This window comes from Burkholderia sp. ABCPW 111 (assembly GCF_000773065.1).
Lineage (GTDB): Bacteria > Pseudomonadota > Gammaproteobacteria > Burkholderiales > Burkholderiaceae > Burkholderia > Burkholderia savannae.
Map to the genome: position 1 here is coordinate 1 of NZ_JPWT01000047.1, position 14,462 is coordinate 14,462.

At 68.0% G+C, this 14,462-nt stretch carries 12 protein-coding genes; 4 read left to right on the forward strand and 8 right to left on the reverse strand.

All coding sequences use genetic code 11. The annotated features are described in order from the left end of the window. Both X946_RS05910 and X946_RS05915 read right to left on the reverse strand, forming a co-directional pair. The coding region (locus X946_RS05910) for an ATP-binding cassette domain-containing protein (RefSeq protein WP_235363995.1) at positions 1–1,007 on the reverse strand (1,007 nt) is incomplete at its 3' end. Beyond that, positions 1,004–2,035, reverse strand: coding sequence for a sugar ABC transporter substrate-binding protein (locus X946_RS05915; RefSeq protein WP_052145016.1), 1,032 nt, complete (start codon positions 2,033–2,035; stop codon positions 1,004–1,006). The genes X946_RS05910 and X946_RS05915, both read right to left, overlap by 4 nt. A gap of 72 nt (positions 2,036–2,107) precedes the next feature. Here X946_RS05915 and X946_RS34980 point away from each other — a divergent pair, with 72 nt between their 5' ends. The 3 genes from X946_RS34980 (at position 2,108) to X946_RS30370 (ending at position 4,001) form a co-directional block, all read left to right on the forward strand. Then, positions 2,108–2,455: a hypothetical protein gene (locus X946_RS34980; protein ID WP_156443915.1), complete on the forward strand. Its 348-nt coding sequence runs from the start codon at positions 2,108–2,110 to the stop codon at positions 2,453–2,455. Between the two features lie 234 nt (positions 2,456–2,689). Then, entirely contained in the window at positions 2,690–3,382 is a 693-nt protein-coding gene (locus X946_RS05920) for a methyltransferase family protein (protein ID WP_235364000.1), read from the forward strand. 295 nt (positions 3,383–3,677) lie between these two features. Beyond that, positions 3,678–4,001, forward strand: coding sequence for a hypothetical protein (locus X946_RS30370; protein WP_059582318.1), 324 nt, complete (start codon positions 3,678–3,680; stop codon positions 3,999–4,001). Between the two features lie 87 nt (positions 4,002–4,088). Here X946_RS30370 and X946_RS05930 read toward each other — a convergent pair whose 3' ends face one another. From X946_RS05930 to X946_RS05940, 3 genes are all read right to left on the reverse strand, one after another. After that, positions 4,089–5,351, reverse strand: a complete 1,263-nt coding sequence (locus X946_RS05930; RefSeq protein ID WP_038744860.1) for an acyl-CoA dehydrogenase family protein — start codon at positions 5,349–5,351, stop codon at positions 4,089–4,091. A gap of 560 nt (positions 5,352–5,911) precedes the next feature. Then, positions 5,912–7,363, reverse strand: coding sequence for an MFS transporter (locus X946_RS05935; RefSeq protein WP_038744861.1), 1,452 nt, complete (start codon positions 7,361–7,363; stop codon positions 5,912–5,914). A 328-nt stretch (positions 7,364–7,691) separates the two neighbouring features. Further along, on the reverse strand, positions 7,692–7,940 hold the full coding sequence (locus tag X946_RS05940; RefSeq protein ID WP_038744925.1) for a hypothetical protein: 249 nt from the start codon (positions 7,938–7,940) through the stop codon (positions 7,692–7,694). 750 nt (positions 7,941–8,690) lie between these two features. Here X946_RS05940 and X946_RS05945 point away from each other — a divergent pair. Beyond that, positions 8,691–8,963 carry a DUF4148 domain-containing protein gene (locus X946_RS05945; RefSeq protein WP_038744862.1) on the forward strand — a complete coding sequence of 91 codons (273 nt, stop codon included), beginning with the start codon at positions 8,691–8,693 and terminating at the stop codon, positions 8,961–8,963. A gap of 132 nt (positions 8,964–9,095) precedes the next feature. On the opposite strand, the gene irlS is transcribed toward X946_RS05945, so the two are convergent. Genes irlS through X946_RS05960 form a run of 3 tightly spaced genes read right to left on the reverse strand, consistent with a single transcriptional unit; the run spans position 9,096 to position 14,407 of the window. After that, a complete protein-coding gene (irlS, locus tag X946_RS05950; protein WP_038744863.1) occupies positions 9,096–10,487 on the reverse strand; it encodes a heavy metal sensor histidine kinase IrlS in 1,392 nt (463 codons plus the stop codon). Beyond that, positions 10,484–11,167 (reverse strand): heavy metal response regulator transcription factor IrlR, encoded by a 684-nt coding sequence (irlR, locus tag X946_RS05955; RefSeq protein ID WP_038744864.1) that lies wholly within the window; start codon positions 11,165–11,167, stop codon positions 10,484–10,486. The genes irlS and irlR overlap by 4 nt, the downstream gene beginning before the upstream one ends. 6 nt (positions 11,168–11,173) lie before the next feature. Then, positions 11,174–14,407, reverse strand: a complete 3,234-nt coding sequence (locus tag X946_RS05960) for an efflux RND transporter permease subunit (RefSeq protein WP_038744865.1) — start codon at positions 14,405–14,407, stop codon at positions 11,174–11,176. Positions 14,408–14,462: the final 55 nt, after the last annotated feature.

The window sequence follows — 14,462 nt, forward strand, 5'->3', positions numbered from 1 at the left end:
TCGGCAGCATCGGCAGCATCGGCAGCATCGGCAGCATCGGCAGCATCGGCAGCATCGGCAGCATCGGCAGCATCGGCAGCATCGGCAGCATCGGTAGCATCGGCAGCATCGGTAGCATCGGTAGCATCGCCGTCGGCGTTTTGCGGCGCGCCGATCATCGCGGCGACGAGCGCATCGCGCGACGCGTCGCGCGCGTCGAGATGCGCGACGTCGACGCCGTCGCGCAGCACGGTCACCCGATCGCACACGCGCGCGATCTCGTTCAGGTAATGCGACACGTAGAGGATCGTGTGGCCGCCGGCGCGCAGCCGCTCGATCGTCTGCAGCAGCCGGTCGACCTCGCTCGACACGAGCGCGGCGGTCGGCTCGTCGAACACGAGGATCTCGTGGCGTCCGATCAGCGCGCTCGTGATCTGCACGATCTGCTGCTCCGCGACGGAGAGCTCGCCGATCAGGCGATCGGGCGGCAGATCGACGCCGAACTGCTCGTGCAGCACCGCGCGGCAGTCGCGCCGCATCCGGCCGACGTCGAGCGGCAGCAGGCGGGCGAGCCGCGACGCGCCGCCGAGCGTCGGCGGGCGCGGGAAGAACAGCGCCTCGGCGACCGTAAACGTCGCGGGCAGCAGGCGTTCCTGATGGATGAAGCCGATGCGGGCGGGCCGCTCGCGAGCGGAGCCGGCCGCCGCGGCGGAGAGCGTCGCCAGCGGCGCGCCGCCGACCGCGATCTCGCCTTCGTCCGGCGCGTGGAGACCCGCGAGCATCTTGATGAGCGTCGATTTGCCCGCGCCGTTCTGGCCGATCAGCCCGTGCACGGTGCCGCGCGTCACCGCGAGCGACGCGCCGCGCAGCGCGGCGACGCCGTTGAAGCGCTTGACGACGCGCCGCACGTCGAGCGCGAGCGGCGCGCCGGCGTCCCTCTTCGCGCGTGCGGCGCCCGCGTCGGCCGTGGCTGTCGACGCGGTGGATACAGTGGATACGGCGGATACGTCGGGAAGCGCCGCCGTCATCGCCGCGCGACCTCGGCGTCGGCGGACGCCTGCCCGAGCGTGCGCGGCGCGCCGCCCGCGTTGTCCTTGGTGACGAGCACCGACGGCACGAACGTATACGCCGGCAGCGACCGGTCGCCCGCCAGATAGCGCGCGACGTTGCGCACGGCGGTTCGCCCGATCAACGCCGGCTGCTGCGCGACGACGGCCGCCGCGCTCGATTTCGGATTCTTCACGAGCGCGACCGCCTCGGGGCTGCCGTCCACGGCGTACGTGCGGATCTCGCCGCGGCCGGCCGCGTCGACGGCCTGCGTCGCGCCGACCTGCGGGATGTCCCACGCGGCCCAGATCGCCGCGATCGAGCCCTTCGGATACTTCTGCAGCAACTGGCTGATCTGCGCATACGCGTTCTGCGCGGTGTTCGGGATCACGTCGCGCAGTTCGGGCTCGATGATCTTCACCTTCGGATACCACTTCAGCACGGCCTTCAGCTGGTCGTAACGGATCGCGCAGACGGGCACGCCGTAGAAGCCGTTGAAGACGAGGATGTTGCCTTCGCCGCGAATGTCGTTGACGAGCTTGAGCGCGAGCTGCGAACCGATCACGAAGTTGTCCGATGTGACGACGTTCAGGCTCGATGGCGACGCGGTGTCGATCGTGAAGAGCGGTATGCCCGCCTGCCGGATCTTCTTGAGCCACGGTTCGAGCACGGACGCGGTGCCGAGCTGCTCGATGATCGCGTCGGGCTTCTGCGCGATCAGCGTCTGGATCTGCGCGATCTGGCGGCTGTCGTTGCGGCCGGCGTCGAGCGCGATCGGTGTGCCGCCGAGGCGCTTCACTTCGTCGACGGCGCCCTGGTAGGCCTGCAAGTCCCAGTAATGATCGGTGCCGGCTACCGTGATGCCGATCCGCTTGCCGGCGAGCGGCGGCGCGCGATCGGGCTGCTCGGGCGCAGCGGCGCGAACGGAAGCGGCGGCTAGACCGAGCGCGAGCGCGGCGGCGAACAGCGTGGACAGCAGGCGGGCGAGCGGCGGGAGCGGGCGTGACATGGTGCGTGAGCGTTCGGTGCGGGCGTTGAGACGAACGAACGATTCTGTGCAACGGCGGCGGCGAAGGGAACGATGGATTCGTGCTTTGGTTATGGGATTGCGGCAAATGCGCGGGCCGCACAAGCAAAGATGCGGAGCGGGAATCGACGCGGACGGCGAACCCGCGACAAAGCGGACGCTTTCGGCGCTAGGCTCTCGGCGTTAACCCTCGACCGTCATCCGGATTTTGTCAGGGTAATGAAAACCGATGCCGGAGCAATGCTGAATGAATTGTCCGGCGATCCGATAAATCAAAATGGAATGAATGAAAGCGAATGGGAAAATGGCGTCGCGCGAATAAGATCCGATGAAAGGAAGCCGCCGAAGCCTTGGCCGGAGCGGCGCGAAACAGGCGCGCTCGCTTCTGGAAAACCCGAATGAGCGGCGGGAGCGTGGCGCCTTTTGGCAAGAGAATCATGCGCTCGGATTCTTCGGTTCATTCGCAAACGATTGTATTTGATCGAATCGGGAAAACCATCGATTTATTATCGAAGGACTTAACCTAATTTTTAGATTCGGCATGCCGGCGTGCGCGAGCCGCGTGATAAGCTCGATCGACAGAAAACAATGAGGCGACGAAACGGGGGGCTCGCGATGGAACACGATATCCGGCCACTGATGGCCACCAAGCGGCACGGCGCGGCGGCCGTACTTGCGGCGGCTGCGCGCCCGGGCGCCGCGCACGGCGCCGAGGGTTTCGCCGGCATCCTGATCGAAGTGTTCGCGCGCGTCGCCGCGGCGCTCGCGCTAGGAATTTTCGCGTATGCGGCGTACATGCAATGGCGGCTCGATCCGTCGCGGATCACGCTGATCCTGCTCGCGGTCTCGACGACGCTGACGGTCGGCTTGTCGCTGTTCGCCGAGCCGCCGAAACAGCGGGACTGGAGCCCGGTCGCGCTGTTCTTTTCGCTCGGCGGCACGTTCTACTATCTCGTCTTCCAGTTGAGCGCGAGCCACCAGTTGATCCCGGAGACGATCGGCGCGGCGATCCAGCTGTTCGGCCTGTTCTGGCAACTGTTCGCGAAGGCGTCGCTGAGAAAATCGTTCGGCATCCTGCCCGCGAACCGCGGCGTCGTGTCGCGCGGCGCATACCGGTTCGTTCGGCACCCGATGTATCTCGGGTACCTGATCATCGATACGGGCTTCCTGTTGACGAACTTCAGCGTGCGCAACCTGATCGCGGTCGCGCTGCAGATCGGCTTGCAGGTCGGCCGAATCCATCGCGAGGAGCGGGTCCTGTCGGAGGACGCCGCGTATCGCGCTTACCGGCGTTCGGTCCGCTATCGGGTGATCCCGGGCATCTTCTGATGCGCGCAGGCGCGCATCGGCCGGCCCGATCGCGCCGATCGCGCCGATCGACATCGCGCGGTTTCATCTTTTCGCCGGCCGCGCGCCGGGCCGGCGCTCGCTATCCGAATCGAAACGCCGCGCCCGCGCGTTGCCGGTTCGCGCGCGACGCGTTCGGACACCTACCAGAAATGCTAGGTTCGCGCCGCGGGCGATGTGACCTAGTATTCGTACTGGCTTCACGGACTGGCGGGGCGCGCTCCGGCGGGCCGGCGCCGCCAGCCGCCATGACCTGGCCCGCCTCGGGAGATGCGACATGGCTTACAAGAATCTCGTCAATCAAAGTGGATTGCCGCTCAGCATCGAACTGGTGACCCGTCAGGGCTCCGATCCCAGCCAATCCGGCGCGACGATCACCGTATCGCTGGCTGCCAACGGAAAGCAGACGGTCGAATACGGCAACAGTCAGAATCCGTACCTGAACGGGCTCGTCATCACGTCGGCGGCGAACGGCGCGTTCTCGAACGGCGCGCAGATCGTGACGGCGCGCGGCAGCACCTGGGACAACGTGCTGAACACCAACAACACGCTGACGTTCAGCGGGTCGGGTGGGCTGAACGTCGTCGGCTCCAATACGTGACGGCGCGGCACTAGCGATCGGCCCGCCTGGCGCCGCACGGGCGCCGGGCGGGCATGCGCGGCGCGCACGCCGCAGCGCCTGCGCGCGTCACGCCGCCTTTTCCTTTTCTTCTTCTCGCTTGCCGGCCCCCGCGCCGATCTGCCATACGTACGGCGGCTCGGTTCCGTTGACGGCACGGTCCCCGACGATCCGCGCCTTGTAGACGAGCGGATTGTGCGACGCGACCGTGCGCGCGTTGCGCCAATGACGATCGAGCGCCTTCGCCGCGCTGATCGCCGACGCGCCGAGCGCGTCGAACAGATGCGTCGCCGCGCGCAGCACCAGCTCCGACACGACCAGTTGCCCTTGCGCCGATTCGATCTCGGCCGCTACGTTCGCATCGTGCTCGGCGGCGGCGTCGCCGCCGAAGCGGGCCTCGTATGCGCGTTGCGACGGCTGCGCGGCGCGCAGCGCGACCGCCTCGGCCGCGTACGCCCACGCGGAGATCTCGCCGACGACCTGCAGGATCTGCGCATCGTCGCTCACGCGCGGCGCGTTGCCGTGGCTGTAGATCCGCTTGCGTTCGCGCACGAGCGCGCTCGCGTCGCGCTCGACCGCGCGGCCGATGCCCGCGAGCGTCGCGAGATGGAACAGCTGATAGAACGCGGTCTGATACTTGAAGCGCCGCGCGAAGTCGGTCACGTGCGCTTCGTCGACGTGCGCGTCGACGAAGCGCGTCGTGCCGCTGCCCGTCGTCGCCTGGCCGAAGCCGTCCCAGTCGTCGTCGCGGATCACGCCGGCCTGATGCGTGGCGACCGCGGCGATCACCGGGCTGCCGTCGTCGGCGCGCTGCGCGTAGACGTCGATCCAGTCGGCGAAGATCGTCCCGGTGCTGTAGTACTTCGCGCCGTTGACGACCCAGCGGCCGTCGCGTTTCGACACCCGCGTCTTCACTTCGCCGAGCGCGACGTCGCCGACCTCGGTCCACGCGTTGCCGACGAGCTGGCCGCTCGCGAAGCGGTCGAACCATGCCTGCGGCGCGGGGCCGGGCGGCGCATTCAGCGCGTCCTCGACGAACGCGAAGTGGCCGCGCAGCGCCTGCGGCAGATTCGAGTCGGCGGCGGCGAGCTCGATCAGCAAGCGAAAGAGCTGCGGAATCGACGCGCCGGCGCCGCCCGCCTGCACGGGCACGCGCACCGCGCCGAATCCGGCTTCCTTCAGCCAGCGAATCGGCTCGTGCGGCAGCGTGCGCGTGCGGTCGCGCTCGATCGCGCCTGCGGCGATGCGCGCGAAGATCGGGCGGAAGCGGGCCGCGAGCGTTTCGTAGTCGGTGCCGGTCGAGAGCGGATGATCGGGAAGTGTCTGGGGCATGGCTGGGTCCTCGGGTGAATGATCGAAAAGGAGATTCGACGGATGTGGGGCGGCTTGCGTGTTGTACGTCGCCCGGCGAGAAATCGGGCGCGGCGGGGCGGCATCGGGCGGTTCGGCGATCCGGTGATCCGGCTTTCGCGCATCCGGGCGTTGCCGTCGTTGAGGGCGCAGACGCGCGGACGATCGACGGCGAATGCACATGCATCGTTCGCCGTAAGGCGCTTGCCGTGTGCGGCGCATCGCGATGTGTGGCGATGCGCCGCACGAATCGCGTATCGCGTATCGCAGATGACGCCGCCGAAATGCCGGATGCGGCGGTAAGCGACGCTCGACCCATGCGGATCGCGCGATGTCATGGCGGCATCGCGAAGAAGTCGGGACCGCCACGGCAGCCGCCCCGGATGTCGCGAACACATCGCGGTGCCGTCGCGCCGAACGTCGAACGTCGAACGTCGAACGTCGAACGTCGACCACCGACCACCGACCACCGACCACCGAACACCGACCACCGAACACCGAACACCGAACACCGAACACCGAACACCGCGCGGCGACATCGCCTACGCCGCTTCGCGCGCGATCTCGCGATCGTCTTCGACATCGATATCGACGTCGCGCGCGGTCGGTTCGAAGCGAATCGCGGCCAGAAACACGATCGGCACGAACGCCGCGATCGACACGATCCAGAACATCCCGGTGCCGAGGCGCGCGTTGAGAATCGGCAGCACGAAGAGCGCGAACGCGCTGCCGATACCGGTCAGCGAGCGCCCGAAGCCGAGCCCCGTGCCGCGAATCGACGTCGGATACGACAACGCCGGATAGATCATCATCTGCGCGCCGGGGCCGAAGCCTTCGGCGAAGAGCCACAGCCCGAGCATCAGCACCGCGACGCCGATCCCGAGCGCGGTCTGCGGATGGCCGAGCAGCGCGAGCGCGACGAGCGCGACGACTTGCAGCGCGAAGCCGGCGATCGCGACGCGCCGCGACGGCTGTCGGTACGCGAGCCGCATCCCGAGCAGCCCGCCTGTCAGCGCGAACAGCACGTTGAGCGCGAGCGTCGCGGCGATCGTCTCGAACACGCCCGCGCCGAGGAACTGCGACAGGATCGTCGGCAGGAAGAACGCGATCGCCGTGTATTCGAACGGAATGCACAGATTCATCGCGCTCGCGACGAGCGTGCGCGGCAGATACGGCTGCCTGAACAGCTCGCGGAAGCTGACGCGCGGCTGCGTCGGCGCGGGGCGCGCGTCGTCGTCGGCCGCATGCGCGCGGATTCCGTACGATTCGCGCAGGATGCGCGCGGCGTCGCTCAGCTTGCCCTGATTCGCGGCCCACAGCGGCGATTCGTTCATGTAGCGGCTGCGCACCATGATGATGACGAGCGCCGGCACCGCGCCGAAGATCAGCGACGCGCGCCACAGCCAGCCCGCGTGCTCGGCGGGCAGCAGGAAATACAGCCCGAACACGATCAGGAAGCATACGGACGACGCCGCGTACCACATCGGGCACCACGCGGCGAGCCGCGACGCCTTGTTGCCGCGCCCGCTGAACTTCGAGAACTCGGAGAGGAACGCCATCGCGACCGGCAGATCGATGCCGACGCCGAGCCCCATCACGAAGCGCGCGGCGATCAGCACCCACACGTTCGGCGCGAGCCCGGCGGCGATCGCCGCGACGACGAAGAACAGCATGTCGGCCATGAACACCTGATAGCGGCCGATCTTGTCGGTGAACCAGCCGCCGATCAGGCTGCCGAGAATCGTGCCGATCATGATCGATGAGCTGACGAGCCCGCTCAGCGCGGGCGTCAGCGCGAATTCGCGAGTCACGTCCTGGATGCCGTACGACAGCGTCGTCAGATCGTACGCGTCGAGGAACACGCCGCCGAGCGCGAGCAGGACGATCACGCGCGCATGGCCGGAGCGCGAGCCCGACGAGTTGATGAGGCGCGAGACGTCGCTCGCGGAACGGATCGGCGTCGAGATCGGCGCGTCGAGATCGAGTGTGCTCAAGGGATGCTCTTCGGTCGGGGCGGTTCGGACGGGAAGTCGCAGTTATACGAAGCAGGCCCGCAAAACACAAAGAAGCAGTTTGCGATTCGTTATGAAGCGCAAGGCGATAAGCAATCGACGCGGCCGGGCGGCAAGCGAGGGGGAGCGGGAAAGCGGCCGTGGTTCGAGGCCGGAGATCGGGGAGAAGCCGCGCGCGGGCGGTTCGCGCGGCGCGACGTCGGATGGGCGCGCGGCGCGGCGGTCGGCCAGCGCATCGCTTCGTGCATCGGCTCGCGACGGCGTGCGGCGACGCGCCGTGCGGTGCGGTACGCCGCACGCGCCAGGCGGTTCAGCGCTGCAACCGCGGAAAGATGCACGGATGCATCTTCACGTACAGGGTTTGATTGACGCACGGGCGTCCGGCGTAGTCGACGACCTCGTTCGCCGGGCGTCGCGATTCGCGTTTCACGCCGCGGTCGTCGCCGGGCTTCGACGATGCGACGGATGGCCCCGCTTCGCCGGACCGGAGATCCTGGCGAAGCGGGGCGCAGGCTGCCAGCGCGATGCCGAACGCGACTGCGATGATCGGCGCTTTCATGATGTTCCTCTTGTCGTATGTCGTTCGATTCGAATTCGGCGCTCGCTGCGAGGCGATCGCGTCGGCGCCGGTTCGGGCCGCCGGGTGCGCGAATCGCCGGATGCGGAGCGCGTCGTTCGATGTGCTCACATGTTGCGCGGGCGACGCTGCGCGGACGTGATCCGAACATGACAAAGTTGTCGGCGAAGCGAGGCGAGACGCGTTCGACGTGAGCGATGCGGATGCATCGGAGAACCAAGCAAAGTGCTTTCGGCGAAGGCCCGGCGAACGCGACGCCGGGCCTTCGCCGAAGACGCAAGCGCAAACGCGAACGCAAGTGAACATGAAAGCGAAAGCGCCGCCGATCGCTTCGCGTCGCCGCCGATCGACACGCGCGGCGCGCATCCGCAAGCCGCGCCCTTGCCACGTGTGCGCGCAAAAAAAATGCCGGACAGGGGGAGACTGTCCGGCATAAGTGCGACGGCACCTGCTGGTGCCAATGCGCCTCGCGTGCTCGAGGGGGGGGAACCAAGCACCTCGGTCCAATCTCGTCTGATCGGCGATCTTGGAATACAGATGCTAAAGGATCGACACAGCGCCACGCTGACGCGAACGTGAAATTTTCGTCATGCGCGCGCGTCGCGCACGCTTGATTCCGAGCACGGCGCGGATGACGAATTTGTCATCGCGCGCTCATGGCCGCGTACCGTTCGGCGTTCAAAGTGGAGGCTACTGTCGCACGACAGTGATCAACTCGATGGAGAACGAACGATGAACACGACAAAACTCATGGCATGGGCCGCCGCCGCGGCACTGACGACGCTGGCCGTCGCGCCCGCCGCATTCGCGCAAGGCAAGACGCGCGCCGAAGTCCGGCAGGAGCTGATCCGCGCGCAGCACGAAGGCATCGTGCCCGCGGGGAAGAATGACTATCCGCCGAGCCCGGCGCTCGTCGAGCGCAACAAGCAGCTGCATGCGATCTCGGTTCACGGCGGCAAGACGAACGTGGCGCTCGATCAGCATGACCGCACGGTTGCGCGCTGATGCGCGGACCATCGACGCGTGCGCGGCCCGCGTCGCGCGGGCCACGCACCCCGCGCACCCGATAGCGGCCGTAGGGGCCGAAGCGGGGGCCGCAGGGGCCGCGCGCTGCGCCGCGTCGCGCGACGCAGCCGGTCAGGCCGCGTGCGCGGGGAACGTGAGCCAGAACGTGGTGCGCACGTGTGGCTCGCTGTCGACGCCGCACGCACCGCCGTGGTTGTCCATGATCGAGCGGACGATCGCGAGGCCGAGCCCCGTGCCCGACGCCGAATTGTGCCGCGCCGGATCGACGCGGTAGAACCGCTCGAAGATCCGCTCGCGATGCTGCGGCTCGATCCCGCGGCCCGTATCCGAAACGCTGATCGTCGTCGCACCGCCCGCCTGCCGGCATTCGATCGTGATCGTCGAGCCGCGCGGCGCGTGATTGAGCGCATTGCTGATCAGGTTGCTGAGCGCGCGGTGATAGAGGAGCGCGTCCGCCTGCACGGCCGCTTGCCCGCGCACGACGATATTCACCTCCGCGTCCTCCGCCATCGGCTCGTAGTAGCCGGCGACGCGCTCGGCCTCCGCGGCCGCGTCGAGCGTGCGGATCGCCAGATGGCTCTCGGCGTTGTCCGAGCGCGCGAGGAACAGCATGTCCTCGATCATCCGCGACAGGCGCTGATATTCGTCGATGCTCGATTCGATCACGTCGCGATATTCGTCGGCCGTGCGCGGCTTCGATAGCGCGACCTGCGCTTCGGCGAGCAGATTCGTGAGCGGCGTGCGCATGTCGTGCGCGAGATTCGACGAGAACTGGCTCAGGCGTACGAACGATTCGTCGAGCCGCTTGAGCATGCCGTTGAACGCATGCTCCATCTCCTTGAGCTCGCCCGACGTGTGGAGCTCCGGCAGCGGATGCGCGAGCCGGCTCGACGACATCTGCTCGGCGCGCGAGACGAGCCGGCGCAGCGGGCTCAGGCCGAGCATCGCGATGCCGTACGCGAGCGCCGCGGTCAGCGCGACGGCGAGCACCTCGATCACCACCACCGTGTACGCATACGCGCGCAGCAGCGCGTGATCGTTCCTGCCGTCGTACTGGACGACGATGCGCGCCGTCCGGTTGGCGTCGCGAAGCGGCGCGTCGCCCGCGAGATAGCTGTAAGTCGTGCCGGCGTGCGTCGCGCTCGCCGGCACGCGCGCTTGCGGCGCGCCGAGCGCGAGCTGCGTCGCGACGAAGCCGCGCGTCGCGAACAGCATCCGACCGTCTGCGCCGTAGATCGCCAGATCCAGATTCTGATGGCCGTGCAGCTGATCGATCCACAGATCCGACTTGCGCGGAATTTCGTCGACGCTTCGCACGTTCACGAGATGCGTGCGCATCGCCGCGAGCGTCGCCGACATTTCGTACAATGACATGCCGGCCAGCCGATTGTGCAGCGCGCTGTAGAGCGCGATGCCGCTCAGCGCGAGCGTCGCCGCGGTCGACAGGATGATGAGCGCCGTCAGGCGCGCGCGCAGCGTACGGGGCAACAGGCGCTTGATCATCGGCTCGGCGCGCTCCGCACTTCGAGCACGTAGCCCATCCCGCGCACCGTATGGATCAGCTTGGGCTCGTATGCGTCGTCGATTTTCGAGCGCAGCCGGCGGATCGCCGCGTCGACGACGTTCGTGTCGCTGTTGAAATTCATGTCCCACACCTGCGACGCGATCGTCGCACGGGGCAGGATCTCGCCTTCGCGGCGCATCAACAGCCACAGCAGCGCGAATTCCTTCGCGGTCAGCAGCACGACGTCGCCCTGGCGGGTCGCCTTGCGCCGCGTGAGGTCGAGCTCGAGATCGGCGATCTTGAGGATCGTCGATTCGCGCCCCTGCCCGCGGCGCAGGATCGAGCGCACGCGCGCGACGAGCTCGACGAAATCGAACGGCTTGACGACGTAATCGTCGGCGCCCAGCTCGAGCCCCTTCACGCGGTCGCCGACGTCGTCGCGCGCGGTGAGGAACAGCACGGGCGTCGAGTGCTCGCGGCGCAGCCGCTCGAGCACGGTCCAGCCGTCGTGGCCCGGCAGCATCACGTCGAGGATGATCAGGTCGTACTCCTCGGTTTCGGCCTGATGCAGGCCCGTCACGCCGTCATCGACCCAGTCCGCGATGAAGCCCGCTTCGGTCAGCCCCTTGCGCAGATACATGCCGGTCTTCGGCTCGTCTTCCACTATCAGTATTCGCATCTGGTTTCACCTCGATGATTCGCGCCGCCGGCGCAGGACGGCCGCGGGCGCAAGCTTCGCGAGCCGCCCGGCGAACCGCTCGCCGAGCGCGGCGCGCAGCGACGCCGAGTGCGCCACCCGATAGAGTACCGGCAAAACGAGCAGCGTCAGCGCGGTCGACGACAGGATGCCGCCGATCACGACGGTGGCGAGCGGCCGCTGGACCTCCGCGCCGGTGCCGGTGGCGAACGCCATCGGCAGGAAGCCGAGCGACGCGACGAGCGCGGTCATCAGCACCGGCCGCAGGCGCGTGAGCGCGCCTTCGCGCACCGCGGCGCCGAGCGGCATGCCTTCGTCGCGCAGATTGCGGATGAACGAAATCATCACGAGGCCGTTGAGCACGGCGACGCCCGACAGCGCGATGAAGCCGACCGCGGCCGTGATCGACAGCGGAATGCCGCGCAGCCACAGCGACACGACGCCGCCCGTGAGCGCGAACGGAATGCCGGTGAACACGAGCAGGCCGTCCTTCGCGTTGTTGAACATCACGAACAGCAGCACGAACACCATCGCGAGCGCGAGCGGCACGACGATCTTCAGCCGCTCGCTCGCGCTTTGCAACTGTTCGAACTGGCCGCCCCACGACAGCCAGTAGCCGGCCGGCACCTGGACATCCGCCGCGATCTGCTCGCGCGCGTCGGCGACGAACGAGCCGACGTCGCGCTCGCGCACGTTCGCGCTGACGACGACGCGGCGCTTGCCGTTTTCGCGGCTGATCTGGTTCGGCCCCGGCGACAGGTCGACCGTCGCGAGCTCGGCGAGCGGCACGTACGGCGCCTGGACGACCGGGCCGCTCGCGCCCGCCGAAGCCGGGAACGGCAGCGCGATCGGCAGCCGCTTGATCGCCTCGACGTCGGTGCGCAGCTCGTCCGGCAGCCGCACGACGATGTCGAAGCGGCGATCGCCCTGGAACAGCAGGCCCGCCTTGCGGCCGCCCACCGCCGCGGCGACCGCGTCCTGCACGTCGCCCACCGTCACGCCGTAGCGCGCGAGCTTGTCGCGATCGAGGTTGACGGTCAGCACGGGCAGGCCGGTCGTCTGCTCGACCTTCACCTCGGAGGCCCCCGGCACCTTCTGCAGCGCGGCCGCGATCCGCTCGCCGGTCGCGTTGAGCGTCGCCATGTCGTCGCCGAAGATCTTGACCGCGACGTCGCTGCGCACGCCTGAGATCAGCTCGTTGAAGCGTAGCTGGATCGGCTGCGAGAACTCGTACGCGTTGCCGGGCAGCCCGGCCAGCGCGGCCTCGATTTCCTGGCGCAGCGCGTCGCGCGACTTGCGCGGATTCGGCCATTGGTCGACGGGCTTCAGCATGATGTAGCCGTCGGACATGTTCGGCGGCATCGGATCAGCGGCGATCTCCGCCGTGCCGGTGCGCGCGAACACGCGTTCGATCTCGGGAAAGCGCGCCTTGAGCGTCTTCTCGATCGAGCGCTGCATCTCGATCGACTGCGTGAGGCTCGTGCCCGGAATGCGCAGCGCGGACACCGCGAGATCGCCTTCGTTCAGGCTCGGAATGAACTCGCTGCCGAGCCGCGTCGCGAGCACGAGCGTCAACGCGACGATGGCGGCCGCGCCCGCGAGCACCTGCCTCGGCCGCGCGACGAACGCGTCGAGCGCGGGCGCGTACAGACGCTTCGCGGCGCTCATCAGCCGGTTTTCCTTTTCCTCGACGCGCCGGCCGATGAACAGCGCGACCGCCGCGGGAATGAACGTGACGGTGAGCGCCATCGCGGCCGCGAGCGCCATCACGACGGTGATCGCCATCGGATGGAACATCTTCCCCTCGACGCCCGTGAGCGCGAAGATCGGCAGATAGACGACCATGATGATCAGTTGCCCGAAGATCAGCGCGCGGCGCGCTTCCTGCGACGCGGCGAACACCTCGGCGAAGCGCTCGTCGCGCGTGAGCGGGCGGCCGGCCGCGTGCTGCGCGTGCGCGAGCCGGCGTATGCAGTTCTCGACGATCACGACCGCGCCGTCGACGATGATGCCGAAATCGAGCGCGCCGAGGCTCATCAGGTTCGCGCTGACCTTCGCGTTGACCATTCCGGTGAACGTCATCAGCATCGACAGCGGAATCACGAGCGCGGTGATCACCGCCGCGCGGATGTTGCCGAGGAACAGGAACAGGATCGCGATCACGAGCACCGCGCCTTCGAGCAGGTTCTTTTTGACCGTCTGCACGGCCTTCTCGACGAGCACCGTGCGGTCGTAGACGGGGATCGCGCGCACGCCGGCGGGCAGCGTGCGGTTCACGTCGACCATCTTCGCGGCGACGGCCTTCGCGACCGTGCGGCTGTTCTCGCCCATCAGCATGAACACGGTGCCGAGCACGACTTCCTGGCCGTTGGCCGTCGCGGCGCCCGTGCGCAGCTCGCGGCCGATGTCGACTGCGCCGACGTCCTTCATCCGCACCGGCACGCCGCCGACGTTCGTGAGCACGATGTTCGCGATGTCGTCGACCGAGCGCGCCTGGCCCGGCACGCGCACGAGATACTGCTCGCCGCGCTTTTCGATGTAGCCCGCGCCCACGTTGTCGTTGTTGCGCTCGAGCGCGCGCACGACGTCGGCGAGCGTGAGCCCGTACGACATCAGCTTCGTCGGATTCGGCGCGACGCGGTATTCCTTCACGTATCCGCCGATCGAGTTCACCTCGGTCACGCCCGGCACGTTGCGCAACTGCGGCCGCACGACCCAGTCCTGCAACTCGCGCAGATCGGCGCTCGTGTAGCGCGTGCCGTCCGGCTTGCGCGCGTCGGCGTCGGCTTCGACGGTCCACAGGTAGATTTCGCCGAGGCCCGTCGAGGTCGGCCCCATCGCGGGCGCGACGCCGGGCGGCAGCTTGTCCTTCGCCTCCTGAATGCGCTCGTTGACGAGCTGGCGCGCGAAGTAGATGTCGGTGCCGTCCTTGAAGATCACGGTGACCTGCGACAGCCCGTAGCGCGAGATCGAGCGCGTCTGCTCGAGATTCGGCAGGCCGGCCATCGCGGTCTCGACCGGATAGGTGATCCGCTGCTCGGCTTCGAGCGGCGAATAGCCGGGCGCGGACGTGTTGATCTGCACCTGGACGTTCGTGATGTCGGGCACCGCGTCGATCGGCAGCTTCTGGTAACTGTAGACGCCGAGCGACGCGACCGCGACGATCGCGAGCATGACGAGCCAGCGGTGCGCGATCGCAAAGCGGATCAGGCGCTCAAACATGGTGACAGTCCTCTGGAATGCGAAAAAAAGCGCTGCGCGCCGGCGCGGGGCGGAG

What these genes read in the sequence shown, in the direction of transcription:
- X946_RS05915 (WP_052145016.1), bottom strand. Translation starts at nt 2,035, where the DNA reads ATGTCACGCCCGCTCCCGCCGCTCGCCCGCCTGCTGTCCACGCTGTTC.
- X946_RS34980 (WP_156443915.1), top strand. Translation starts at nt 2,108, where the DNA reads ATGGATTCGTGCTTTGGTTATGGGATTGCGGCAAATGCGCGGGCCGCA.
- X946_RS30370 (WP_059582318.1), top strand. Translation starts at nt 3,678, where the DNA reads ATGGCTTACAAGAATCTCGTCAATCAAAGTGGATTGCCGCTCAGCATC.
- X946_RS05930 (WP_038744860.1), bottom strand. Translation starts at nt 5,351, where the DNA reads ATGCCCCAGACACTTCCCGATCATCCGCTCTCGACCGGCACCGACTAC.
- X946_RS05940 (WP_038744925.1), bottom strand. Translation starts at nt 7,940, where the DNA reads ATGAAAGCGCCGATCATCGCAGTCGCGTTCGGCATCGCGCTGGCAGCC.
- X946_RS05945 (WP_038744862.1), top strand. Translation starts at nt 8,691, where the DNA reads ATGAACACGACAAAACTCATGGCATGGGCCGCCGCCGCGGCACTGACG.
- irlS (WP_038744863.1), bottom strand. Translation starts at nt 10,487, where the DNA reads ATGATCAAGCGCCTGTTGCCCCGTACGCTGCGCGCGCGCCTGACGGCG.
- irlR (WP_038744864.1), bottom strand. Translation starts at nt 11,167, where the DNA reads ATGCGAATACTGATAGTGGAAGACGAGCCGAAGACCGGCATGTATCTG.
- X946_RS05960 (WP_038744865.1), bottom strand. Translation starts at nt 14,407, where the DNA reads ATGTTTGAGCGCCTGATCCGCTTTGCGATCGCGCACCGCTGGCTCGTC.